Source organism: Nonomuraea sp. SYSU D8015, assembly GCF_008065375.1.
Classification (GTDB): domain Bacteria; phylum Actinomycetota; class Actinomycetes; order Streptosporangiales; family Streptosporangiaceae; genus Nonomuraea.
Genome location: NZ_VJYI01000014.1, coordinates 276,960 through 301,271, shown reverse-complemented (window position 1 = coordinate 301,271; position 24,312 = coordinate 276,960). Strand labels below are relative to the sequence as shown.

20 protein-coding genes and 1 rRNA gene are annotated in these 24,312 nt (G+C 70.9%); 10 read left to right on the top strand and 11 right to left on the bottom strand.

Translation table 11 applies throughout. The features are described from left to right. Nucleotides 1–79: ribosomal RNA gene (rrf, locus tag ID574_RS42085) — 5S ribosomal RNA — on the top strand; the annotation flags it as partial. A 64-nt stretch (nucleotides 80–143) separates the two neighbouring features. Here rrf and ID574_RS42080 read toward each other — a convergent pair. Beyond that, entirely contained in the window at nucleotides 144–767 is a 624-nt protein-coding gene (locus ID574_RS42080) for a LysE family translocator (RefSeq protein WP_188194604.1), read from the bottom strand. A 103-nt stretch (nucleotides 768–870) separates the two neighbouring features. Here ID574_RS42080 and ID574_RS42075 point away from each other — a divergent pair, with 103 nt between their 5' ends. Next, nucleotides 871–1,329 (top strand): Lrp/AsnC family transcriptional regulator, encoded by a 459-nt coding sequence (locus tag ID574_RS42075; protein ID WP_188194603.1) that lies wholly within the window; start codon nucleotides 871–873, stop codon nucleotides 1,327–1,329. A gap of 61 nt (nucleotides 1,330–1,390) precedes the next feature. Here ID574_RS42075 and ID574_RS42070 read toward each other — a convergent pair whose 3' ends face one another. Beyond that, on the bottom strand, nucleotides 1,391–2,869 hold the full coding sequence (locus tag ID574_RS42070) for a phosphodiester glycosidase family protein (protein WP_188194602.1): 1,479 nt from the start codon (nucleotides 2,867–2,869) through the stop codon (nucleotides 1,391–1,393). A 257-nt stretch (nucleotides 2,870–3,126) separates the two neighbouring features. Between ID574_RS42070 and trpS the strand changes: the two genes are divergently transcribed. After that, nucleotides 3,127–4,089 (top strand): tryptophan--tRNA ligase, encoded by a 963-nt coding sequence (trpS, locus tag ID574_RS42065; protein ID WP_188194601.1) that lies wholly within the window; start codon nucleotides 3,127–3,129, stop codon nucleotides 4,087–4,089. Here trpS and ID574_RS42060 read toward each other — a convergent pair. From ID574_RS42060 to ID574_RS42040, 5 genes are read right to left on the bottom strand one after another with little or no spacing between them, the layout of a single operon-like run. Next, nucleotides 4,086–5,114 (bottom strand): methyltransferase, encoded by a 1,029-nt coding sequence (locus ID574_RS42060; RefSeq protein ID WP_188194600.1) that lies wholly within the window; start codon nucleotides 5,112–5,114, stop codon nucleotides 4,086–4,088. The genes trpS and ID574_RS42060 overlap by 4 nt on opposite strands. Nucleotides 5,115–5,159: 45 nt before the next feature. Beyond that, entirely contained in the window at nucleotides 5,160–5,543 is a 384-nt protein-coding gene (locus ID574_RS42055) for a cupin domain-containing protein (RefSeq protein ID WP_188194599.1), read from the bottom strand. A 28-nt stretch (nucleotides 5,544–5,571) separates the two neighbouring features. Then, a complete protein-coding gene (locus tag ID574_RS42050) occupies nucleotides 5,572–7,188 on the bottom strand; it encodes a PucR family transcriptional regulator (protein WP_188194598.1) in 1,617 nt (538 codons plus the stop codon). A gap of 47 nt (nucleotides 7,189–7,235) precedes the next feature. Beyond that, nucleotides 7,236–8,873, bottom strand: a complete 1,638-nt coding sequence (locus tag ID574_RS42045) for an AMP-binding protein (protein ID WP_188194597.1) — start codon at nucleotides 8,871–8,873, stop codon at nucleotides 7,236–7,238. 12 nt (nucleotides 8,874–8,885) lie between these two features. Beyond that, nucleotides 8,886–9,587, bottom strand: coding sequence for a TetR/AcrR family transcriptional regulator C-terminal domain-containing protein (locus ID574_RS42040; RefSeq protein ID WP_188194596.1), 702 nt, complete (start codon nucleotides 9,585–9,587; stop codon nucleotides 8,886–8,888). Between the two features lie 55 nt (nucleotides 9,588–9,642). On the opposite strand from ID574_RS42040, the gene ID574_RS42035 reads away from it, so the two are divergent. From ID574_RS42035 to ID574_RS42025, 3 genes are all read left to right on the top strand, one after another. Then, on the top strand, nucleotides 9,643–11,091 hold the full coding sequence (locus ID574_RS42035) for an MFS transporter (RefSeq protein WP_223167629.1): 1,449 nt from the start codon (nucleotides 9,643–9,645) through the stop codon (nucleotides 11,089–11,091). Between the two features lie 113 nt (nucleotides 11,092–11,204). Next, nucleotides 11,205–12,485: an aspartate aminotransferase family protein gene (locus tag ID574_RS42030; RefSeq protein ID WP_188194594.1), complete on the top strand. Its 1,281-nt coding sequence runs from the start codon at nucleotides 11,205–11,207 to the stop codon at nucleotides 12,483–12,485. After that, a complete protein-coding gene (locus tag ID574_RS42025) occupies nucleotides 12,482–13,990 on the top strand; it encodes a CoA-acylating methylmalonate-semialdehyde dehydrogenase (protein WP_188194593.1) in 1,509 nt (502 codons plus the stop codon). The genes ID574_RS42030 and ID574_RS42025 overlap by 4 nt, the downstream gene beginning before the upstream one ends. A gap of 7 nt (nucleotides 13,991–13,997) precedes the next feature. Here the strand turns inward: ID574_RS42025 and ID574_RS60675 are convergent, their stop codons facing one another. Next, on the bottom strand, nucleotides 13,998–16,226 hold the full coding sequence (locus ID574_RS60675) for a PucR family transcriptional regulator (protein ID WP_223167628.1): 2,229 nt from the start codon (nucleotides 16,224–16,226) through the stop codon (nucleotides 13,998–14,000). Nucleotides 16,227–16,317: 91 nt separating this feature from the next. Between ID574_RS60675 and gabT the strand changes: the two genes are divergently transcribed. Beyond that, nucleotides 16,318–17,646 (top strand): 4-aminobutyrate--2-oxoglutarate transaminase, encoded by a 1,329-nt coding sequence (gabT, locus tag ID574_RS42010; RefSeq protein ID WP_188194592.1) that lies wholly within the window; start codon nucleotides 16,318–16,320, stop codon nucleotides 17,644–17,646. A 209-nt stretch (nucleotides 17,647–17,855) separates the two neighbouring features. Further along, entirely contained in the window at nucleotides 17,856–18,056 is a 201-nt protein-coding gene (locus ID574_RS42005) for a hypothetical protein (protein WP_188194591.1), read from the top strand. A gap of 150 nt (nucleotides 18,057–18,206) precedes the next feature. Here the strand turns inward: ID574_RS42005 and ID574_RS42000 are convergent, their stop codons facing one another. Both ID574_RS42000 and ID574_RS41995 read right to left on the bottom strand, forming a co-directional pair. Beyond that, nucleotides 18,207–19,301: an extracellular solute-binding protein gene (locus ID574_RS42000; RefSeq protein ID WP_188194590.1), complete on the bottom strand. Its 1,095-nt coding sequence runs from the start codon at nucleotides 19,299–19,301 to the stop codon at nucleotides 18,207–18,209. Nucleotides 19,302–19,412: 111 nt separating this feature from the next. Continuing rightward, the gene (locus ID574_RS41995; protein ID WP_188194589.1) at nucleotides 19,413–20,039 is read right to left on the bottom strand and encodes a TetR/AcrR family transcriptional regulator; all 627 of its coding nucleotides are present in this window, start codon (nucleotides 20,037–20,039) and stop codon (nucleotides 19,413–19,415) included. Between the two features lie 292 nt (nucleotides 20,040–20,331). Between ID574_RS41995 and ID574_RS41990 the strand changes: the two genes are divergently transcribed. Together ID574_RS41990 and ID574_RS41985 are read left to right on the top strand one after the other, a co-directional pair. Continuing rightward, a complete protein-coding gene (locus ID574_RS41990) occupies nucleotides 20,332–21,759 on the top strand; it encodes an aldehyde dehydrogenase family protein (protein WP_188194588.1) in 1,428 nt (475 codons plus the stop codon). Nucleotides 21,760–21,886: 127 nt separating this feature from the next. Further along, nucleotides 21,887–23,128, top strand: a complete 1,242-nt coding sequence (locus ID574_RS41985; RefSeq protein WP_188194640.1) for a metallophosphoesterase — start codon at nucleotides 21,887–21,889, stop codon at nucleotides 23,126–23,128. A 28-nt stretch (nucleotides 23,129–23,156) separates the two neighbouring features. On the opposite strand, the gene ID574_RS41980 is transcribed toward ID574_RS41985, so the two are convergent. Next, nucleotides 23,157–24,308, bottom strand: a complete 1,152-nt coding sequence (locus ID574_RS41980; protein WP_223167627.1) for a trypsin-like serine peptidase — start codon at nucleotides 24,306–24,308, stop codon at nucleotides 23,157–23,159. Nucleotides 24,309–24,312 lie beyond the last annotated feature (4 nt).

Here is a 24,312-nt window from a genome sequence, read left to right as displayed (position 1 = left end):
TCCGAACCCGGAAGTTAAGCTTCTCTGCGCCGATGGTACTGCACTCGGGAGGGTGTGGGAGAGTAGGTCACCGCCGGACAATCTTTGATAGGGAAAGCCCCCGACCGATCGGTCGGGGGCTTTTCTGCGTTTCAGGGCTACCTTCAGTGGGCGCCGAGTGTGGCCGCCGCGACGACCAGCAGCATGGTGCCGGACACGGCCGAGATCCGGCGGTTGGCCTTCGGCGTGCCGGTAAGCGCGCGGCCGGCCCGGGCCGTGGTCACCGCGATGAGCCCGTAGAGCGGGGCGCAGTTCACGACGTGCAGCAGGCCGAGCACGGCCAGTTGGACGCCCAGCGGCACGCCCGTCCCGGGCGAGATGAACTGCGGCATCAGTGACAGGTACAGCAGGAGCCCCTTCGGGTTGAGCAGGGCGGTGAGCATGCTCTGCCGGAACACCGCGCCCGTCGGCTGCTCGGGGGCTGCGATCGGGCCCACGGACTTGCGGAGCGACATGAGCGTCCGGACGGCCAGGAACACCAGGTACGCCGCACCGGCGTAACGCATCACGGGCAGGGCGGCGGGCACGGCGCGCAACGCCGCCGCGAGCCCGGCCGCGGCCAGCACCGTGTGCACGGCGTAACCCGAGCAGATGCCCGCCACGGCCGTCAGCCCGGTCCGGCGGCCCTGGCCCAGCGAGCGGGCCACCACGTACAGCATGTCCGGGCCCGGCGTGAAGATCAGCAGCAGGTCCATGCCGAGGAAGAGCAGCAACAGTCCGGGATCCACAAGGTTTCACCTCCTGTGTCCCTTGCGACGGTAGCCCAGGAGGGTTGGCACGCGATGGTCAATTAGTGCTGGTCAGATAGGGTGAGTGGCAGGATATTGCGCTATGGACAGAATCGACCGCAGGATCCTGCAGGAGCTGCAGCGGGACGGGCGGCTCAGCAACACGGAGCTGGCCGACCGGGTCGGGCTCACGCCCTCGCCATGCCTGCGCCGCGTGCGGCAGCTCGAGGAGTCCGGCGTCATCCGCGGCTACCGGGCGCTGCTCGACGGGGCCGCGGTGGGGCGGGGTTTTCAGGCCTTCGTCACGGTGGTCATGCGGTATGAGGACCATGACACGGTGGCCGAGTTCGAGCGCCAGGTGGCGGGGATGCCGGAGGTCGTGGAGGCGCACCGGCTGTTCGGAGAGCCGGACTTCCTGCTGCGGGTGGCGGTGACGGACCTGGCCGCCTACGAGCGGTTCTATTCCGATAGTTTGTCCGGGCTGCCGGGTGTGGCACAGGTGACCTCACATCTGGCGATGAAGGCCGTGAAGCCGGACACGGGACTGCCGGTGACCCCATGAGTACGAGAACGGGGCCCGCTGCGCGCGGGCCCCGTTGCCGTTCCGGTCACCAGCAGGGCGGCTACTTGGGCAGCACCAGCAGGGCGTCGCCCACCGGGCGCTCGCCCCCGTCGGACGGGCGGTTGACCGGCTTGTTTCCGACGACCATCGTCGTGGAGCCGCCTCCGTCCAGGTTGATGGCGTTCCGCGCGCCCAGCCAGCGCATGAACTGGGCGGCCTCGTGGAAGTTCGCTCCGACGGTGACGCCGGGCTGGCGGCCGTCGATGGTGGCCAGGATCAGGCTGCCGTTCTTGCTGACGCCGAGCAGGGTGCGCGGGTGGCGGCGCAGGATCATGTTCATGGAGTCGTGGCCGTCCAGCTTGGCGGTGATCTTCACCTTGCCGTTCCGCACGAGCCCGACGCCGCCCGCGATCACGTGCAGGTCGGGGGTCAGCTTGATCGCTCTCTTGGTACGCAGATCCACGACCTTGGTGTCGATCGTGACCGTCCAGTCCTGCCAGGCGTGCTGGTTGATCCAGTCGGCGGCCACGCCGTTGCCGTGCAGCACCCGGGTGCCCTTGGCCACCGCGGCGCCGGAGGCACGCAGGCCGATCACCTTGCCGTTGGCGTCGATCACGGCGTCGGTCCCGCCGGTGGGGGTGTTGGCCCCGTACTCCTCCGTGTACAGCACCATCTCGTCCGTTGCGGCGGCCCGGTTGACGCCGTTGACCGGGGCCTTCTCGCCGTCCTGCGAGGCCGCCGTGACCGTCGTCTTGAGCTCGGTGATCTTGGCGGTGCGGCCCTTGAGCACCACGGCGGAGCGGCCCGGCACGGCCTCGCTGAGCAGCTTGCCGGCCACCACGGAGGCGCCCACGGGCTCGCCGCGCAACTCCTTGGCGGTGTGGATGTTGAAGAAGCCGCCGTTGACGCCGAGCAGGGCGCCGGCCGCCTTGGTCATCGACGAGACCGTCTCCCGCGCGGCTACGCTGGTGCCGAGCGAGGCGGCGTACGAGCCGCGGAAAGATCCTGCGTCGATCATCGCGACCTTGACGTTCCAGGGACCGGTGGTCTTGACCCCGTCGTCGCCGAGGTAGTCGACCTTGACCTTCAGGCCCGCGTCCTTGAGCTTCTTGGCCATCTCGTCGGCCTTCTTCTTGTCCTTTAAGGACCACAGGCCGACGCGGACCATGTACTCGGTCACGGAGGGGGCGTCGGCCACGCTCGGCCGGACCACCTTCTGCAGGGTGGGAGTCTCCCCGATGGCCTCCACCTCGGCGACCTTGGCCTCGGCCTTCGGCAGCGTTCCGGAGTCGCGGCCATTGGGCATCAGGACGGTTACCGTGTAGCCGTCGGTGGACGTGCCCGCCTTCACGTCGTACAGGTCGATGCCCTGCGCCACGGTGGTCATGGTCTTGGTCGGCACGGGCCTGGTGCCCAGCGGGAATTTGGCCGACGGGAACCTCACCGACACCTGCTCCGCCGCGACCGATGCGGCGGGCAGCGTGGCGAGGGTGAGCGCCGTGGCTATGGCCAGGCCGCCGGCGGTGGTGCGTCGAGACATGAACTCTCCAGAGGGCAGTAAGGGACCGCACCATAGTGGCGAGATCAAGGTGCCCTCGGCAGGCGAACACGCCAATCAACTAAAGGGGTTACGAAATTGACATCACCTGTGGATACCATTCGTATATGACACGCATCTGCATGTGGTGGCGGCCGACGGACGGCCGCTGATTTCCCATGCGTGGGCCGTCTCAGAGACGGCTCTCACGGCGTGCGGGGTCCTCTCCGGGACGGCAATGACCCGAAAGGAGAACCTCGATGAACGACGTCGTGCTCACCGGCGACCGCCCGACCGGGCTGCTGCACCTCGGCCACTACTTCGGCTCGCTGGCAAACCGGGTGGAATTGCAGGACAAATACCCCATGTACGTCGTTATCGCCGATTATCAGGTGATAACCGACCGCGACGTGCCCGGCCAGATCCAACGGAACATCACCGGCCTGCTCCTCGACTACCTGGCGGTCGGGATCGACCCGGACAAGGTGACGATCTTCCAGCACAGCGCGGTCCCCGAGCTGAACCAGCTGCTCCTGCCGTTCCTGAGCCTGGTGTCGGTGGCCGAGCTGAGCCGCAACCCCACGGTGAAGGACGAGATCGCGCACAGCTCGCAAGGGGCGGTCAACGGCCTGATGTTCACCTATCCGGTGCATCAGGCGGCCGACATCCTGTTCTGCAAGGGCACGCTGGTGCCCGTGGGCAAGGACCAGTTGCCGCACGTCGAGGTGACGCGGCTGGTGGCGCGCCGCTTCAACGAGCGTTACGGTGCGGTCTTCCCGCTGCCGGAGGCCATGATGGGCGAGCGGCCGCTGCTCAAGGGCCTCGACGGCGGCAAGATGAGCAAGAGCCGGGGCAACGCGATCGCGCTGTCGGCCACCGAGGACGAGACGGCCGCCCTCATCAGGCGGGCCCGCACCGACGCCGACCGGCTGATCACCTTCGACGAGACGCACCGGCCCGAGGTGGCGAACCTGCTCACGATCGCGGGACTCTGTCTCGGCCGCCCGCCGCAGGACATCGCCGCCGAGATCGGGCACCGCGGCGCCGCCGCGCTGAAGAGCCTGGTGACCGAGGCGGTCAACGAGTTCCTGCGCCCGATCAGGGCCCGGCGGAGGGAGCACAGCGAGGCCGACGCCAGGCGGATCCTGGCCGAGGGCAACGAACGGGCCCGCGAGCGGGCGATCACGACACTCCAGGAGGTGCGGGCCGCCATGGGCTTCTAGCGGGGCGCCGTGGCCACGGCGAGCTCCGTGGCCACGGAACGCAGGGAGCGGACGTGCCGGGGGCGGTGGAAGCCCGCCGCAGTCAGCAGGCGCGCCACCTCGCGGAAGCCGCGCAGCCTGCCACCGGCGGCGATCCGGTAGTTCAGGTCCAGCAGGCCCATCAGGGTGCGGCTGGCCCGGCCCGGCAGGATGCCGTCGTCGAACTGGTCGCCGATCACGATGGCGCCGCCGGGGTTGAGCGCTGTGGCCAGCCGCCCGAGAAGCGTGGCCGTCTCCTCGTCGCCGAGCCCGTGCACGATGTTGAACAGCAGCACGACGTCGTACCCGCTGCCCAGGTCGTCTTCCAGGAAGGAACCGGCGCGAAGCGTCAGCCGGGGGTGCGCGGTCGCCGCTTTGAGCGCCTCCGGCAGGTCCAGCACGGTCGCCCGCAGCTCGGGATGGCGCCGCAACAGCTCCACGCTGAACCACCCGTGGCTGCCGCCGACGTCGAGCACCTGTCTGGCGCCGCGCGGGACGGGGATGATCCGGGCGGTCGCGGGAGCCTGCGACCTGGCCAGTGCCGCCGTCCACGCCTGGAAGGAGCGTGACAGGTCGGGGTCGCTCTCCAGCAGGGTGTAGAACGGCGTGCCGCCGGGCGACCCGTCCCGCACCGTCCGCTCCACCCCCGGCCAGATCACGGTGACGGTACGCTCCCAGAACTCCATCCCCGCCACCAGGGAGGTCGGCGAGTCCGTCGTGAACCACCGCCGCGACGGGCGGGTCAGGTGATACCGGCCGCCCCGGCGCCGCAGGTAGCCGAGGCCGGCCAGGACGCGTAACAGCCCGTCGGCCGAGCCCGGGTCCAGGCCGAGCGCGGCGGCGAGCTCCGGGCCGGTGGACGGGCGGTCGCGCAGGGCGTCGAAGATGCCCAGCCGGGCCCCGGCGACGAGCGTGTGCACACCCAGCGCGCCGAAGTAGTCGAACATCGGAGGCACGATCGACAGCCGGTGGGCCGCGGCCTCGAGGACGTTGAAGAAGAGGGGCACACTTGCGACAGTAGGCGCGGCTCCGCGGATGGACAGTAAGCGCGACTACCCGGGCCGGCGCGTCTGATAGACCTTCCGCAGCGTCTCGTGCACGATCCACGTGGTCCTGGCGCCCTCGGCGAGCAGGCCCACGTCGCCCGGCCCGACCTCGATCGTGGTGCCGCCCTCGACGGCGATCGTGGCGCGCCCCGAGAGCACGACGAAGATCTCGTCCCTCTCCACGTCCGTGACGACGCCCGGCGTGATCTCCCAGATGCCCCGGCCCTCGCCCAGCTCCAGCGACGACGTGACGGGGTCGCCTGCGACGATCTGCTCGGGATCGAGCTCGTCGGGCGTCAGCCGGACGTCGTGGACGGGCACGGAGAAGGCGCCGGCGGTGGCGAGCATGCGGCCGAGGTCGGCCACGTCCGGCATCAACACATCAGACATATCGCTCATTTCAGCACATCTTCCTCCGTCAGCGGTTCTCGCGGCGGAAGGACTCCAGCGCCAGCAGCGCCACGTGGAGCGACAAACACGACTCGACGTCGTCGAGGTCGGTGTCGAGAATGCGCTCAAGGCGGCGCAGGCGATCGTAGAAGGCGGGCCTGGACAGGTGCGCCTTCTGAGCGGCGACCGCCTTGTTGCGGCCGGAGTCGAGGTAGATGCGCAGGATGCGGGTGAGGTCGCCGCCCCGCTGCGCGTCGTGGGCCAGCAGCGGCCCCAGCTCGCGCTCGGCGAACGTCTGCAGCCGCGCGTCGTCGCGCAGCAGGTGGAGCAGACCGCGCAGGCGCAGGTCGGGCAGCCGGTAGAAGGCCCGGCCGTCCGGCTGGCGGACCGCCACGTCGGCGACCTGCTCGGCCTCCAGGAAGCTGCGGCGTACGTCTCTGATGGACTCCACCACCGAGCCCGCCGCCAGCACGAACGCCGAGCCGGGCCGCCACAGCACGCGCAGCCGCTCCGACAACGCGGTCAGCGCGGGCTCGGCCTGGGTGCGCGGCGGCAGCGGCAGCAGGACGCCGACCCGCTCCTGGTCGAGCGCGCCGACCAGGGCGGGCAGGCGGGCGTCGCGGCAGGCGCCGGCGGTGGCCTCGGCCAGCTCGCCCAGCTGCGCCTGGCCGTCCAGCGCCTGGTCGGCCGGGTCGGTCGGGCGGATGACCACGCTGATCAGCTTGCGCCCCGTCAGCGGCACCCCGACGGCGCGGGCGCGCGCGGCGGCCTCGTCGGGGTCGGAGTAGGCGTGGGTGAGGATGCCCGTGATGATCGTGCCGTGCGCCTGACGCTCCAGCGACTCCTGGTGGCGCTCCAGCAGGCGGCCCAGGGCGAGCGTGGTGGCGGCCCGCTCGGCCAGCACCATGTCGCGCGGCGACGGTGAGGCGTCGCAGATCAGGATCAGCCGGCCCCAGTCCTGCCCGCGCGCTCCGACCGTGGTGATCAGCCAGCCCGAGGCCGAGTCGTACGCGGTGCGCTCGGCCGGCGCCACCGACCGCGACCTCGTCTCCCACCCGGCCAGCAGGGCGCCCGCGTCGCGCCCGGCGGACTCGCAGGCCAGCACCTGATGGGCAAGGTTCTCCAGCAGCACCGGCCGGTTGGACAGCCTGGCCACCTGGGCGAGCACCTCGGCCGGCGAGGCGCCCTCGACCGACAGCTCGGTGAAGACCTCGTGCAGCTGCTCCGAGGCCCGCAGCTCCTCCAGCTGGATGTCGATGATCCGCGAGTGCACGGACTCGGTGATCTGCACGAACGGGGTCTCCCTGGTCAGCACGATCACCGGGAGCCCGTGCTCCTCGGCCGACTTGACCACGGCCCGCGGCAGCTCGCGCACGAACCTGCGGCCCAGCTCCACGACCAGCCCCGAGGCGCCCACGGCGGACAGCTCGCCGATGTAGTCGGCGAGCTTCTCCGGGTCGTCGGGGAGCGCGACGCCCGTGGTGAGCACCAGCTCGCCGCCCCGCAGGAGGTTGGCGATGTCGGCGATCTCGCCGACGTGCACCCACCGCACCTTGGTGTCCAGCCGGTCTGCGCCCGCGACCACGCGCGGTCCGCCCCGGCGCACGGTCTCCAGAGCGAGGACGTCGGCGATGGTGGGGAGCACGGGGCAGAGCCTAGCCGATCAATCTGTAAGAACGGCTATGCAGACATTTACGTTTTGTCGCGAATTGAGCCCTCCTCGCGGTATTCCCGCCGGGGTTCCCGCACCCGCAGCTCCACCCGCCGAATCTTGCCGGAGATCGTCTTGGGCAGCTCGCCGAACTCCAGCCGCCGCACCCGTTTGTACGGCGCCAGCTCCCGCCGGGAGTGCTCGAAGATCGATCGCGCGGTCTCCGCGTCGGCCTCGAAGCCGGGCGCCAGCGTCACGTACGCCTTCGGAACCGCCAGCCGCACCGGGTCCGGCGCGGGCACCACCGCCGCCTCCGCAACGGCGGGGTGCTCCAGCAGCACGCTCTCCAGCTCGAACGGCGAGATCCGGTAGTCGGAGGCCTTGAAGACGTCGTCGGTCCGGCCGACGTAGGTGATGTAGCCGTCCTGGTCGCGGGTGGCGACGTCGCCCGTGTGATAGTGGCCGCCCCGCATCGCGTCGCTCGATCCGCCGACGTATCCGGCCATGAGCCCGAGCGGGCGGCGACCGTCCAGCGGCAGGCAGATCTCGCCGTCGTCCCCGGGCTCGCCGCTGACCGGGTCGAGGAGCACGACGTCGTAGCCGGGCAGCGGGCGCCCCATCGATCCGGGCTTGACCGGCTCGTCCGGCGCGTTGCCGATCTGCGCGGTGGTCTCGGTCTGGCCGTAGCCGTCCCTGATCGTGATGCCCCACGCCTTGGTCACCTGATCGATGATCTCCGGGTTGAGCGGCTCGCCGGCGGCGACGGCGGTGCGCAGCGGCAGCTTCCAGGCCGCCAGGTCCTCCTGGATGAGCATCCGCCACACGGTCGGCGGCGCGCAGAACGTGGTGACCCGCTCGTCCCGCAGCACCTCCAGCAGCGCCGGCGCGGAGAAGCGCTGGTAGTCGTGGACCAGCACGGTGGCCCCCGCGTTCCACGGCGCGAACACGTTGCTCCACGCGTGCTTGGCCCACCCCGGCGAGGACACGTTGAGGTGCACGTCGCCGGGCCTGACCCCGATCCAGAACATCGTCGACAGGTGCCCGGCCGGATAGGACGCATGGGTGTGCTCGACCAGCTTGGGCTGCGACGTGGTGCCGGAGGTGAAGTAGAGCAGCAGCGTGTCGCCAGCCCGCGTCGGCGCGTCCGGGGTGAAGGTCTCGTGCGCCTCGTACGCCTCGTGGTACGGCAGCCAGTTGTAGGCGTCGCCTACGGCGATCTTGGTGAACTCCCCGGCCCCGAACTTGCCCGCGTCGGCGGCGTTGGCGATCACGTGCGAGACGCCGCCGCGCTCGATCCGCTCGGCGACGTCCTTGGCGGTCAGGAGCGTCGTGGCCGGGATGATGACCGCGCCCAGCTTCATCGCGGCCAGCAGCGCCTCCCACAGCTCGGCCTGGTTGCCCAGCATGAGCAGGATCCGGTCGCCCCGGCGCACCCCCTGCTCGTGCAGCCAGTTCGCGACCTGGTTGGAGCGCGCCGACAGGGCGGCGAAGGTGTAGGAGGCCTGGCTCGCGCCCACGATCTTGAGAGCGACGGCGTCGGGGGTCTCGGCGGCCAGGACCTCGTCGAACCAGTCGAGCGCCCAGTTGAACTCCGCGAGCTCCGGCCAGCGGAAGTCGCGGCGGGCGGTGGCGGGGTCGGCGTGGAGGAGGAAGTCGCGGGCGGCGCGGAAATCACTCATGTCCGGATCCTGCTACGTCGTCAGCCGCCGCTCAAGGCCGTCGAGCACCGAGAGCAGCCCGAAGTCGAAGGCCACCGCGCGAACCGTGTCCGGATTGTCGTAGGCGTCCATGTTGACGCGCTCCAGCATGTCGGGAAAGTCCCTGGCGGCCCTTCTCACCATCGTGCGCATATGTTCAGGGTCGTACTCGTGGCCGGCCATCGCCTTGTTGAAGGCGATCTCGGGAAGCGTTATCCCGAAGACGTAGGAGTTGAGCGTGTTGACGGCGTAGTCGACGTCCATCCCCTTGAACCCGGCCGCCGCGAACACCTCGCGCATGCGGCCGGCCGTCTGGATCGCGTTGGGGCCGAGCGCGGGAAGCCGGCCGACCAGAGAAGCCGCCCACGGGTGGCGCAGCATCGCCTGGCGCATGCTGTAGGCCAGGACCGAGGCGGCCTCGCGCCAGCCCACCTCCTCGGGGTCGGGCACCTTCAGCTCGCCCCACATCTCGTCGTAGGCCAGCTCGAGCAGCTCGTCCTTGTTGGCGACGTACCAATAGAGGCTGGTCGCGCCGGCGCTCAGCTTCGCGCCGAGCTTACGCATGCTCAGCCCGTCGAGCCCTTCCTCGTCCAGCAGCTCGACGGCGGCCTGGACGATCACTTCCCGGGTGCGGCCCGGGCTGGTGGTCTTACGCGGCTCGCGGGTCCAGACGGAGGTGAACTGCTTGGCGCTCATTCCTTAAGGATAAATGCACTCGCACACTGTGCGAGAGTTGTCGTACAGTGTGCGAGTGAACTCGAACACTGTACGAGACCCTCGTCGTTGGTGGATTCTCGTCGTCCTGTGCCTGGCACTCTTGGTCCTGGTCGTCGACAACACCGTGCTGAACCTGGCCATCCCCTCGTTGCACCAGGAGATGGGCGCGACGCCGTCGGACATCCAGTGGATCATCGACGCCTACGTGCTGGCGTACGCCGGTCTGCTGCTCACCTCGGGCAGCCTGTCCGACAAGTACGGCCGCCGCCGCTTCCTGATCATCGGTTTGGCGTTCTTCGGCGGCGCGTCGCTGCTCGCGGTGCTCGTCACGGAACCCTGGCAACTGATCGCCGCGCGGGCCCTGATGGGCATCGGCGGCGCGATCATGATGCCCTCCACGCTGTCGATCCTGATGACCGTGTTCGACGACGAGGAGCGGCGCAAGGCGATGGCCGCCTGGAGCGCCGTGGCGCTGGTCGGTTTGGTGTCAGGCCCCACGCTGGGCGGATTCCTGCTGGAGCACTACTGGTGGGGATCGGTCTTCCTGCTGAACGTGCCCATCGCGGCGATCGCCATCGTGGCCGCTGTCGTGCTCATGCCTGAGACCCGCAGCGCCGGACGGAAGATCGACCCGGTGGGCGTGGTGCTGTCGATCGTCGGATTGACCGCGGCCGTCTATGTGATCATCGAGCGCGAGTGGAACATCCCCGTCATCGCGGTGGCCGTGCTCGCCCTCGGCGCCTTCGTGATCTGGGAGCGGAAGCGGGAGCAGCCGATGCTGCCGCTCCACCTGTTCGCCAACCGCAACTTCAGCGGCGCGTCGTTCTCGATCCTGCTCATGGCGTTCGGCGCGGGCGCCGTGATGCTGATGCTGACGCAATACCTGCAGTTCGTGCTGGGCTACGGAGAGATGCAGGCCGGACTCGCCATGTTGCCCTACGCCGTGGCCGCCGCGATCTTCAACGGCGTCGGCGCCGGACTGGGGCAGAAGGTCAGCAACCGGATGCTCGTCGGCTCGGGCCTCCTGCTCATCGCCGGGGGCTTCGTCGTCATGGCCATGACCACCGGATACCTGCCGCTGCTCATCGGCCTGGTGATCATGGGCATCGGCGGCGGCCTGGCCGGCCCGTCCGCCTACGCCTCGCTCATGGGCGCCATCCCTGTGGAGCACGCCGGCGTCGGTTCGGCGCTCAACGACACCGTCCAGCAGGTCGGCGTCGCGCTGAGCATCGCGGTCCTGGGCAGCGTGCTGGCCGGGAAGTACACCTCCGAGATGCCCGCCGACCTGCCCGTGGCCGCCAGGGAGTCGATCGGCGCCGCGCACCCGATGGGCTACGCCGACGCCGCCAACGAGGCCTTCACCTCCGCCATGCACCTCGGCTCGTGGGTGGGCGCCGCGTTCTGCGTGGCCGCCGCGCTGCTGGCGATCGCCGTGCTGCGCCCCGCCCAGCCGGCCGCGGCCCCCGAGCCGGCGAAGGTCTAGTCGTGGCCGATCTGCCGCAGCAGATCGGCCACTTACACCTTGTAAGCTGATTTGAACGCGTGCCGACAGGTTGCCCATGGGAGGGCAGGGGACGGAACGGGATACTCGTTAACATGTCGGAGCTACTCGCGCGCCACCGGGCAGTGATGCCGAACTGGCTGGCACTCAACTACAACGACCCCATCGAGATCGTCAGCGGCAAGGGCAACCGCGTCATCGACGCCGACGGCAAGAGCTATCTCGACTTCTTCGCCGGCATCCTGACCAACATGATCGGGTACGACGTGCCCGAGGTGCGCGAGGCCGTCGAGCGCCAGCTCGCCACCGGGGTGGTGCACACCAGCACCGTCTACCTGCTGCGCGGCCAGATCGAGCTGGCCGAGAAGATCGCGCGGCTCTCCGGCATCCCCGACGCCAAGGTCTTCTTCACCAACTCCGGCACCGAGGCCAACGAGACGGCGCTGCTGCTGGCCACGTACGCGCGCAAGAGCGACCAGGTGCTCGCCATGCGGCAGAGCTACCACGGGCGCAGCTTCGGCGCGATCAGCGTCACCTCCAACCGGTCCTGGAAGAACAACTCGCTCTCCCCGCTCAACGTGCACTTCCTGCACGGTGCCGACCGGCACCTCACCCAGTTCAAGGGCATGTCGGACGCCGACTACATCGCGGCCTGCGTGGACGACCTGCGCCACGTGCTGACCACCGCGGTCTCCAATGACGTGGCGGCGCTGATCGCCGAGCCCATCCAGGGCGTGGGCGGCTTCACGATGGCGCCCGACGGGCTGTTCGCCGCGTACAAGGAGGTCCTCGACGAGCAGGGCATCCTCTTCATCTCGGATGAGGTGCAGACGGGCTGGGGGCGGACCGGGAGCGCGTTCTTCGGCATCGAGAACCACGGGGTCACTCCGGACATGATCACGTTCGCGAAGGGGCTGGGCAACGGCTTCGCCGTGGGCGGCATCGTGGCGCGAGGCGACCTGATGGACGGGCCGCACGCGGTGGGCCTGTCCACGTTCGGCGGCAACCCGATCTCCATGGCCGCCGGCAACGCCACCCTCGACTACGTGCTCGACCACGACCTGCAGGCCAACGCCGCGCGGACCGGCGAGATCATCATCCGCGGGCTGCGCGAGGCCGCCCAGCGCCTGCCCATCGTCAAGGACGTGCGCGGAAAGGGCCTCATGTTCGCCGTCGAGCTCGAGAGCCCGGCCCAGGCGGCCAGGTTCATGGAGGAGACCAAGAGGGCGGGACTGCTGGCCGGCAAGGGCGGCCTGTACGGCACCGCCATCCGCATGGCGCCGCCCCTCACCCTCACGGTGGAGGAGGCCGTCGAAGGCCTCGGCATCATCGTCACCGCCCTCGAAACCATCAACGCAGAGGCAGCAGCGCAGTGAAGTCCGTCAAGCACTGGATCAGCGGAGCCCTCGCGGACGGCGATCCCGCGCGTACCGCGGAGCTGTTCGATCCGGCCACCGGTGAGGTGAGCGGACACGTCGCCCTCGCCTCCGCGGCCGACGTGGACGCGGCCGTGGCGGCCGCCGTCGCCGCCTTCCCCGCCTGGCGGGACGCCTCGCTGGTCAAGCGGGCGCAGGTGCTCTTCCGCTTCCGCGAGCTCATGCACGCCCACCGCGACGAACTGGCCGCGCTGATCTCCGCCGAGCACGGCAAGGTGCACTCCGACGCGCTCGGCGAGGTCGCCCGCGGCCTGGAGGTCGTGGAGTTCGCCTGCGGCATCCCGCACCTGCTCAAGGGCGGCTTCTCCGAGGGCGTCTCGACCCGGGTCGACTCCTACTCCATCCGCCAGCCGCTCGGCGTCGTGGCCGGGATCACGCCGTTCAACTTCCCCGCCATGGTGCCGATGTGGATGTTCCCCATCGCGATCGCCTGCGGCAACGCCTTCGTGCTGAAGCCCTCCGAGCGTGACCCGTCGGCGTCGCTGCTCATGGCCCGGCTGTGGCAGGAGGCGGGGCTGCCCGACGGCGTGTTCAACGTCGTGCAGGGCGACAAGGTCGCCGTCGACCGGCTGCTGGCGCACCCGGACGTGCGCGGCGTGTCGTTCGTCGGCTCCACCCCCATCGCCAAGTACGTGTACGAGACCGGCACCGCCCACGGCAAGCGCGTGCAGGCCCTCGGCGGCGCCAAGAACCACATGCTCGTGCTCCCCGACGCCGACCTCGACCTGGTCGCGGACTCGGCGGTGTCGGCCGGGTTCGGCTCGGCGGGGGAGCGGTGCATGGCGATCTCCGTCGTGCTGGCCGTGAACCCGATCGGCGACGAGCTCGTCCAGAAGATCGTCGAGCGCGTCGACCGGCTGGTGATCGGTCCCGGCGACGACCCGAAGTCCGAGATGGGGCCGCTGGTCACCGCGGCGCACCGCGACAAGGTCGCCTCGTATCTGGACCTCGGCGTCGAGGAGGGCGCCAAGCTGGTCGTGGACGGCCGCGAGACACCCGTGCTCGGCGGCGGCAAGGCGGCGGAGACGCCCGGGTTCTGGCTCGGCCCGACCGTGCTCGACCACGTGCCGGTCGGCTCGCGCACGCACACCGACGAGATCTTCGGGCCCGTGCTGTCGATCGTGCGCGTCGGCTCGTACGAGGAGGGCCTGGCGGTCATCAACGGCGGCGTGTACGGGAACGGCACGGCGATCTTCACCAACGACGGCGGCGCCGCCCGGCGCTTCCAGAACGAGGTGGAGGTCGGCATGGTGGGCATCAACGTGCCCATCCCGGTGCCGATGGCCTTCTACAGCTTCGGCGGCTGGAAGTCCTCGCTCTTCGGCGACACGCACGTGCACGGCACCGAGGGCGTGCACTTCTACACCCGCGGCAAGGTCGTCACCTCGCGCTGGCTCGACCCGTCGCACGGCGGCGTGAGCCTGGGCTTCCCCACGAACAGCTGATCCGGCGTCACCGGCGGTGGGCCGCCTCCAGGGCGACCCACAGCTCGGCGCGTACGCCGGGATCGTCGAGGTCGCGGCCGAGCAGCTCGGCGACCCGTCTCATGCGGTAACGCAGCGTGTGCCGGTGCACGCCCAGACGCTGGGCGGCCGCGTCCCAGTGGCCGTTGCTGTCCAGGTAGGCGCGCAGCGACTCCACCAGGTCGGCGCGGGAGCCGTACGCGGTGAGCGGGGACAGCAGCGCCGTCGCGAACGCCTGGGCGGCGGCCTGGTCGAGCAGGCCGAGCAGGCCCTGTCCGGCCAGGTCGCCGAACCTCACCACGCGGCCTCCTCCGGTCCGGACCACGCCGCCGTCGCGGGCTCCCGGCGCTCGGCCGCTCCGCGGTGCGCTGCCTGCGGCGGCCGCGTCCAAGGCGCGTCCTGCCTGGTCGATCGCGTTCCGTAGCGCCGCGGGGTCGTAGCCGCACGGCAGGCTCACCCCGACCGGGCCGTCCGCCTCCAGCGCCACCTCGTCCGCCACCGCCTCCGGTACGAGCGCAACGGCGATCGGTCCCGCGGCTCGCCGGCCACGGGCGGCGGCGATCGGTCCCGCGACAGGGTCATGGGCGGCGGCGATCGGTCCCGCCGCACGCCGGTCACGGGCGGCGGCGTCAGTGGCGTCGGTGGCACGTGATCGTGCGGTGAGGTCCGTGCTGCTATCGAGCAGCGCTGTGAAGGCCCGTGTCTCCAGCGCGTCGAGCGACTCCGGGCCCGTTGCGAGCACCAGCATGGGCTCCTCCGGCAGCCGGCCGTCGCCGAGCGCGCCCAGCACCGCGCGCGCCCGGTCCTCCGCTCCGGCCAGCAGCAGCGCCAGCACCGCCGAGCGGGCCCGGCGCGCCGCCTCCCGCTGGGTCCTGCCCTGCTCCATGGCCAGTGTGAGCAGGGATCCCGCGGCGTTGATCACCGTGTGGGTGACCGGCGTGAACGGCTCCTTGGCCCCGACGGCGAAGAAGCCACGCGGCCGGGCCCCGCCTCCCAGCGGCTGCACGACGATGTGCTCGCCAGGCCCCGACAACGCCAGGCTGGCGGGCATCCGCGCACCGCCGTGCGCACGGCCGCCACCGAGCACGTCTACGGCCACACCCCGATCGGCACCCGAGCGCCCATGCCCCGCCACACCTCCCGATGCGCCGGGCCCGTCGGCGGCGGCATCCCCAGACGCACCCGTGCCACCGCGTCTGCCGACAGCGAGGCTTCCCGATGCGCCCCGCTCAGGGCCGCCGGCCGCGGCTCCAGGTGCACCGCGTCCGCTGACTGCGGCACCTTCTGATGCGCCGCGTCCAGTGCCACGGCGCGGGCCACCCTGAGGTGCACCGTGCTGGAGTCCGCCGCGCTCACCTACGCTGCTGTGCGGTGCGTGCTCGCCGCCTTCGCCCGCGCCGCCCTGGAGCCCGTGCCCGCCGCTCTCGCCTGTGCCAGGTGAACCGCGCCCCCCGTCGGCTATGCGACCGCCAGGTGAACCGCGCCCGCCGCCGGCGATGCGACCGCCATGCGTCTCGCGTCCGCCGCCCCGGCCTGTCCGGACCTCGGACGCGACGCTCCCTTGTACGCCGTGCGCGCTGTCGCGGGCGTGCGGGTCGTCCCCGGTGGGGGCCGGGGGGCGGCCGGTACGGAGGCGGGTGAGTTCTGCGGTGACGGACTGCGGGCGGGCGCCGCGGGTGGCGTGGCGGACGGCGCCGGTCTCGTCGAGCAGGGCCGCCCAGCCGCCGACCTCCTTCGCGAGCCGGTCGATCACCGCATGCATGCCCTCCGGCCGGAGCGCCGCCCGCGTCAGCCGGCCCTGGGCGGCGAAGGCGCGGGTGATCTCCTCGTACTGCTCGGCCGCCAGCAGCTCGCTCACCGTCTTGCCGATCGCGATGAACGGCGTCTCGCGCGGCACCTCCAGCAGCGGCAACCCGGCCAACCCCGCGGCCTCGACGAGCGCGGCCGGCACCTCCTCGTGCGAGACGCCCACCCCGAAGCCGAGCCCGGCGACGCCCCGCGCCACGAGACGGGTGACGTATTCGGCCACCACGGGCCCCGGCGGGTCGGCCTCCAGCCGCATCCCGGTGGTGAGCAGCAGCTCGTCGCCCTCCAGGTACGGTGTGGGGTCGGCGAGCTCGCTGACCGCCACCCAGCGCACCACCGCGGTCAACGACGTCGGACCGGCCAGCGGCCGCAGACCCATGCGGCGCGCCACGGTCTGGAGGGAGGGCGGCATGCGAGTTTGTCCATTCCGGCGAAGAGAAGCACCCCTAGTGTGACATATCGACGTATCGGCGCAGGTAGGAGGCCGCCGTAGCGTCGAACCCATGAGCATTCCCCAGGAGCGGCGCGTCGTGACCGCGATCCCCGGCCCCAAGTCCCAGGAGTTGCTGGCCCGCAAGCAGGCCGCCGTCCCGCCCGGCATCGGCACCACCCTGCCGGTCTTCGTCACCCGCGCGGGCGGCGGCGTGGTGCAGGACGCCGACGGGAACTCGCTGATCGACTTCGGCTCCGGCATCGCCGTGACGAATGTGGGCAACGCCGCGCCCAAGGTCGTCGAGCGGGTCCAGCGGCAGGTCGCCGACTTCACCCACACCTGTTTCATGGTGACCCCGTACGAGTCGTACGTCCGGGTGTGCGAGAAGCTGAACGAGCTGACCCCCGGCGACCACGAGAAGCGCACCTTCCTGGTGAACTCCGGCGCCGAGGCCGTCGAGAACGCCGTCAAGATCGCCCGGCTGGCCACCGGCAGGCCGGCCGTCGTGGTGTTCGACCACGGCTACCACGGCCGCACGCTGCTCACGATGACGCTGACGGCCAAGAACATGCCGTACAAGCAGGGCTTCGGGCCGTTCGCGCCCGAGGTGTACCGGGTGCCGCTGGCCTACCCGTTCCGCTGGCCGACCGGTCCTGACAACTGCGCCGATGAGGCCGCCGAGCAGGCCATCGACCTGATCACCAAGCAGATCGGTCCCGCGAACGTCGCCGCCGTGGTGATCGAGCCGATCGCGGGCGAGGGCGGCTTCATCGTGCCGGCCAGGGGTTTCCTGCCGCGCATCGCCGAGTTCTGCCGGGCGAACGGCATCGTGTTCGTGGCCGACGAGGTGCAGACCGGGTTCGCGCGTACCGGTGACCTGTTCGCGTGCGAGGACGAGGGCGTGGTGCCCGACATCATCACCACCGCCAAGGGCATCGCGGGCGGCCTGCCGCTGGCCGCCGTGACCGGCCGCGCCGAGATCATGGACAAGGTGCACGTGGGCGGGCTCGGCGGCACGTACGGCGGCAACCCGCTCGCCTGCGAGGCCGCGCTCGGCGTGCTGGAGACGATCGAGGAGGAGGACCTGGTCGCCCGCGCCCGCCGGATCGGGGAGATCATGCTTCCCCGGCTCAGGGCGCTCCAGGAGCGCTTCGACGTGATCGGCGACGTGCGCGGCAGGGGCGCGATGATCGCCATCGAGCTGGTGGAGCCCGGCACCAAGGAGCCGAACCCGACCGCCGTACAGGAGATCGTCAAGCGCTGCCACGCCGAGGGCCTGCTGGTGCTGACGGCCGGCACGTACGGCAACGTGCTGCGCTTCCTGCCCCCGCTGGTGATCCCCGAGCACCTGCTGGAAGAGGGTCTCGGCATCCTTGAGAAGGCCATCGCCGAACTGTAGATATCCCACCCAAAGCGGGCATCCAGCTTGTGGCTGGATGCCCGCTTTTGTTGGTGTAAAGGACGTCGCGTGGGTAGAGAATTCACCCTGACTTGACGCTCAGCTGGACGCTCACGGCCTTGGTCAGGGTTATAACGGATCCGACATGCGGATGGGCGAGACCTGCTGGGAACGTGATGAACTGGGGTCCGACAAGAACGGCGCGGAGTATGTTGACGTTCGACCCTGAGGGCCTGACCTGGGCCCAGCGCGACGGCGACGCTTGTGTCGTCTGCCACAAGAGGTGGCCGCGGCCGCGCGTGCGCGTCGGCCGGCTGCCGGACGACTCCCCGGTCCTCGCCTGCAACGACTGCGCCGAGGCCCTGCTGCCCGCGCCGATGGCCACTGTCGTGGCCTTCCCGTCCCGCTGAATCCCGGACGACCCCTTCACAAGGGAGACGCCCCGGGACGGGGGGAAGGCCCGGGGCGCCTCTGCAGGCCGCGCCCAGCGGGGGGATAGGGCGGGCCGGCGGTGGGGTCGCGTGGGGATCGGCGGCCCCCACTCCCTTGGATCTATCAGCTCATTTGGCGATCTTCTGCCACATGCCGCTCCAAGCGACATAGTCAGGGCATTCCCCATCCTGCGGTCGGCAATCCCCGGGCGGCCGTACGGCGAAGGCCACGCGGTCGATCCGCTTGGGCTCGCCGACCTCGTACACCTCGCAGATCTGCTTGGCCCGCCCCTTGCACGCCTTGTCGTTGGCGGGCGCCAGCCCCACCCAGGCGGCGGCGTCGCGCTGCGCGTTCGGCGCGGTCATCCAGTTCAGCCACCGGTAGGCGCACGTCGTGTCGGGCACGTTGGCGCCGAGCATCCAGGAGTCCACCCATCCGGTGGTCTCGCGGGTCTGGAGGGTTTTGACCGGCTTGCCAGCCTTTTGCAGGAGCAGGCGATAGTAAGGAGTGGCCTGGGCGTAATCCAGCGATCCCGTGGCGAACCCCTTGATCAGATCGATGGGGTTCGTCCAGTACGTACGCCCCTGCGCTCCCTCCAGCAGCTTCATCGCCCCGTCGAACTGGTCCTTGGTCAGCTCGAACGGCTCGTCGGTCTCCCCGGCGGCCAGCGCGGCGTCGGCGATCGTCAGCGGGCTGTTCTTGAGCGCCACCCGGTCCGAGGAGAACGCCTCCTTCAGGTCGCCCTTGACCTTGGCCGGGTCGTAGATGAACTCGTGGTAGCCCCACAGGTACGGCACCCCGTAGACCTTGCCCGACACCGTCACCATGTCGCGGAAGCGCTCGTCGACGTCCTCGAGCCCGCTCACCTTGGCCGGCTCGATGGGCTGCACCTTCTTCTCGGCGATGAGCCGGTCGGCCAGGGCGGGCCCGGCGGAGACGAGGTCGTAGGGCCGCCTGTCGACCTGGGCCTCCATGTCCTCGGCGGTCTGCACGGTGTCAAGCTTGGCGATCCGGCAGCCGGTCTCCTTCTCGAACGAGCCCACCCAGTTGACCTTGGGGCTGATGCCGCCGTACTCGGCGTACCCGCGGTAGGTGAGGATCTGCAGCGTGCCGTCGCTCTGCGTGGCGGTGGGGGAGGGGGTCGGGCTGGGCGTGGGGGTCGGCCTCGGTGTCGGCGTCGCCGCGCCCGTGGCGGCGACCAGCACCGTTGCGGCGAGCGCCAAGGCTTGAGCACGACGGCGGCGATGCACGATGTCCCCCTCTGTCCGGTGGCCAGGAGCTTACCGGGACGGAGGGCCGGAAGGGCGCGCGTCCCCGCACGGAGAGATCGCGGCTTACTTCTTGTCGTCGACGAGATAGCAGCAGATGACCGCCGTCGTGACCGCCTCGTACGTGCGCCCGTCGCGCAGATGCCCGGCGCGCTCCAGGCTGATCGCCCCCTGGGCGGCCGCCCACAATGCATCGGCGATCTTGCGGGGCTGGGTCGGGATCAGGTGGCCGGCGGAGATGCAGTCGGCGATCACCCGGTCGAGGATGTTCAGCGCCGCCCTGGCGAGGGTCCTGGCGCGCTCGCTGGGCTCGAAACCGGGGATGGCCCGCTCGAACATCAGGCTGTAGTAGCCCGGCTCGGACAGGCACGCCTGCCGGTACGCGGGCCCCAGCGCGTGGAGGTGCTCCAGCGGGTTCCGGCGCTGCGGCACCGCCTCCAGGAAGCGGCGGAAGCGCTCGAACCCCTCCAGATAGAGCGCTTCCGCCAGGCCTTCCCTGTTGCCGAACATGGTGTAGATGACGGTCGTCGTGCAGCCCGCCTCGGCGGCGATCCTGCGCATGGTCAGGCTGTCCGGACCGTCCGTCTCGAGCAGGTTCACCGCCACGTCGAGGAGGCGGGAGCGGAGTTCGTCGTGGCTGGCGCGCTCACCCAGAAGGTAGGCGCCCTGCAGCCCCAGAGGCGCCGAGGTCATGAGACCTCCTTCGTGGCCAAGGAACTCTGCGTCCTTGTGACCTCACGCTGTTCGGTCACGGGGCCCACGCCTTTCTCAGATCGGGGGCCCGCCGCGCTGGAGACCCGCACCCGATGACTTAGCCATGGCGGAGATCCCTCAAACCACTCCGCATGGTAAACATCCCGAATTAGGTCTACTTCTGTTACATCATGGGTATACACCGGGGCTTGTACTTAACGGTGAGCGCTCGTGGGGCTCTTGTGCATGCTGGTGTGATTCCCCGATCGCACCCTTGGCATAACGTCAAGGTATGGACGTGCGTACCTTCTGGCTGGCCGGCCGCCCAGCGACCGGGGACACCGAGCTCACTGTGACCAACCCCCACGACGGCCGGGAGGTCGGCAGGCATTCCGTGCCCACCGACGCCCAGGTCGAGGAGGCCGTCGCGGCCGCCGACGAGGTGGCGCGGCAGGCCGCGGCGCTGCCCGTGCACGTGCGGGCCGAGGCCCTGGCCCACGTCTCGCGCCGCCTGGCGGAGCGGGCCGACGAGATCGCCCATCTCATCACGGCCGAGAACGGCAAGCCGATCTTGTGGGCCCGCGGTGAGACCAGCCGCGCCGTCGCCACGTTCCGCTTCGCCGCCGAGGAGGCCCGCCGCTGGTCGGGCGGGGTGCAGCGGCTCGACACCGAGCCGGCCGCGACCGGGCGCCTGGCGTACGTGTCGCGGGTGCCGTACGGTCCCGTGCTGGCGATCACCCCGTTCAACTTCCCGCTGAACCTGGTCGCCCACAAGGTGGCCCCGGCCATCGCCGTCGGCGCGCCGGTCGTCGTCAAGCCCGCCCCGGCCACGCCGCTGTCGGCGCTGCTGCTCGGCGAGATCCTGGCCGAGACCGACCTGCCCGCCGGCATGTTCTCCATCCTGCCGGTCGCGAACGAGCGCGCCTCCGCCCTGGTCCAGGACCCCCGCCTGCCGGTGGTCTCCTTCACGGGGTCGGCTCCCGTCGGCTATGCCATCGCCGACCAGGTGCCGCGCAAGCACGTGACCCTGGAACTGGGCGGCAACGCGGCCGCCGTCGTGCTGTCCGACGCCGACCTCGACTGGGCCGCCCAGCGCATCGCCCTCTACTCCAACTACCAGGCCGGCCAGAGCTGCATCGCCGTGCAACGGGTGATCGTCGAGCAGCCGGTCTACGACGCCTTCCTCGACCGCCTGCTCCCGGCCGTGTCCGGCCTCGTCACCGGCGACCCCGCCGACGAGAAGACCCAGGTGGGCCCGCTGGTCTCGGAGGCCGCGGCGGAGCGCGTCGAGCAGTGGATCCAGGAGGCCGTCGCCGCGGGGGCCCGCGTGCTGGCGGGCGGCACCCGGGAAGGCGCCACGATCGCCCCCACGGTTCTCACGGACGTGCCGCACGACGCCAAGGTAGCCAGCGAGGAGGTCTTCGGCCCCGTCATGATCCTCCAGCCGGCCGCCTCGGTCGACGAGGCGTACGCGATGGTCAACGACTCCAAGTACGGCCTCCAGGCCGGGGTGTTCACGCGTTCGCTGGACGCCGCCTTCCGGGCGAACCGGGAGCTGGAGGTGGGCGGCGTCATCATCGGCGACGTGCCGTCGTACCGGGCCGACCAGATGCCGTACGGCGGGGTGAAGGACTCCGGGATCGGCCGTGAGGGGCTGCACTCGGCGATGGAGGACCTCACGTACGAGAAAGTCATGGTGCTGACCGGGCTGACGCTCTGATCGCTCCAGATCGCTCTGCGCCGCCGGACGGGCGCGGCTCCGGCGGCGCATACGCGCATTGATGTAGTCGTCGATGCGCCCCAGGGCGGATGTCGTCCACGCCGTCCCACCGCATGATGCAGACGTGATGACGATTCCCGCGTGGGTGTGGGGGCAGTCGGTGATCTGGACGCTCGTCCACGTCTACGTGTGGGCGCGGCTCGTCCGGGGCACGACGTCGCGCGGCACGGCCGCGCGCCGCTGCGGAAATGTCGCGGCCATTGTGCTCGCGCCGCTCATCCCCGCCGCGCTGATCGGCGCGAGTGCCCTCGATCTCGCCGTTTCCCGCTGGATCGTCTGGCCGGGATACGTCTGGTACGCGTTGGAGCTCTATCTCGTCCTGCTGCTGCTCCTCGCTGAGCCGATCCGGCTGGCGGCACGGGTCGTCGCGGCGGCCGGAAGACGACGACGCCGGGCGAAGGCCTCGCGCGTGCCCGAACCCGCCCGCGCACCCTCCGGCGACGCCCCCGCACCCCGCGAGGAGGTCCCCGAGCCTCAGCGGGATGCCCCTACGCGGCGGGTGTTCCTCGCGCGTTCGATCGCGGTGTCGGCAGGCGCGGCCGCGACCGGCGTCGTCGGGTACGGCATGCTGACGGCGCTGGGTCCGCCTCGCCTGGACCACGTCACCGTGCGGTTGTCCCGGGGCGGCTCACGCGCCGCGGGCATGCGGATCGCGCTGGTCGGTGACATCCACCTGGGCCCGATGCTGGGCCGAGACCACACCCAGCGGATCGTGGACATGATCGACGGGGCCGGCGCGGACCTGGTGGCGATCGTCGGGGACCTCGTCGACGGCACCGTGGAAGACCTCGCCCACGCCGCCGCGCCACTGCGCGGCCTGCGCAGCCGGCACGGCACGTACTTCGTCACCGGCAACCACGAATATCTGTCCGGCGCGGCCGAGTGGGTCGGGGAACTGCGGGAGATGGGCATCCGGCCGCTGCAGAACGAGCGCGTGGAGCTGCCGGCCCTCGACCTCGCCGGGGTCAACGACGTGACGGGCGCGCAGCAGGGCGACGGCCCCGACTACGGCCGGGCGCTCGCCGGCCGCGACCCTGCCCGCCCGGTCGTCCTGCTGGCCCACCAGCCGGTGCAGGTGAACGAGGCGATGCGCCACGGCGTCGATCTCCAGCTCTCCGGGCACACCCACGGAGGCCAGACGTTCCCGCTGGGCCTGTTGACGTCGTGGGCACAACCTCTTCTCGCGGGCCACGGCCGGTTCGGCGGCACGCAACTCTACGTCACGAAGGGCGCCGGCTTCTGGGGTCCGCCGGTACGAGTGGGCGCACCACCGGACATCACGGTCATCGAGCTCGCCTCAACGCCGTGACAACGCGAACTGACCCACAGAGGGCGGGTCATGCGCGTTCAGCCGTGGTGAAGAGGGCCTTGGCGGCGTCGCCCAGGTAGGGGCCGTACATCGTGCGCGGGTCGTCGCTGTACTTGAAGCTGCTCAGCGACGTGATCGTGCCCTTGCCGGTGACGACGTCGAACGAGGTCATCCAGGGGCCGCCGCTCGACCCGGCCGTCATGTCGCAGCCGAGCCCCTGGTCGCGGGTCTGGCCGTACGGGTCGTCCTTCAGCCGACCCGCGCAGTAGACCAGGTGGCCGCCGTTGTACGGCGGGTCGGCGGGATAGCCGAAGCCGAACGCCTGGCCGCCGCGCGGCGCGTTGAAGGCGATCTCCTGCGCGCCGACCACGTCGGCCACGTGCCTCCCGCCCGACGTGGCCAGCGCCACCATCGCCACGTCGTGGTCGTCGTCGCCCTCACGCGACCACGGCTCGGCGACGAACATGCGGCGCGCCGCGTACCGGCCGTACGGCTGCTGGCCACGCGTGCCGTAGCCCGGCACGAACGTCCAGTTCGCGGCCCATTGGCCGGTGCCGTCCTTGACGCAGTGGCCCGCGGTGATCACGACGTCCCTGTTGGCGCTCCTGACCGTGCTCGCCGAGCAGACGAAGTCGGCGCCGCCCACCGTCATGAACACCCGCCCCGTGGTCCTGGCCACGGCGCCGCCGGCGTCCCAGCGCGAGCCGATCGTGGTGGCCTTCGGCCCGGCCGCCGCCTGGTGGCGCGGCATGGGCAGCTTGGAGGCGGCGACCTCTTGCGGCACGGGGAGCTCGCGGGGTCTGCGGAGGGCGTTCGAGGCGGCGAGCCGGGTCTTCGCCCTCGGCGCGGCCGCCTCGTCCGGCATGCCGCGCGTAGAGGGTGTGGCGGGGCGGCCGGTCAGGCCGCCGAGCAGGCCCTTGTCGCCCGTCACGAGGTCGAGCAGGCCGATCGGCAGGGCCCTGGCCATGCGCTCCGGCGTCCAGTAGTCGAGCACGCGCCGCTGCTCCGCGGAGGTGCGGGCGGCCACGTGCTCGACGATCCGGACGTGCTCGGCCGCGTGGACGGGCGTGGTGACGGGCCGGTCGGCCTGCCGCGGGCCGGGGGCAGCGCCGAGGAGGGCGGGCCCCAGGAGCCCCGCCAGGAGCGGGGCGGCCGCAAGCAGGGGGGTGCTCAGGGTCATGCCC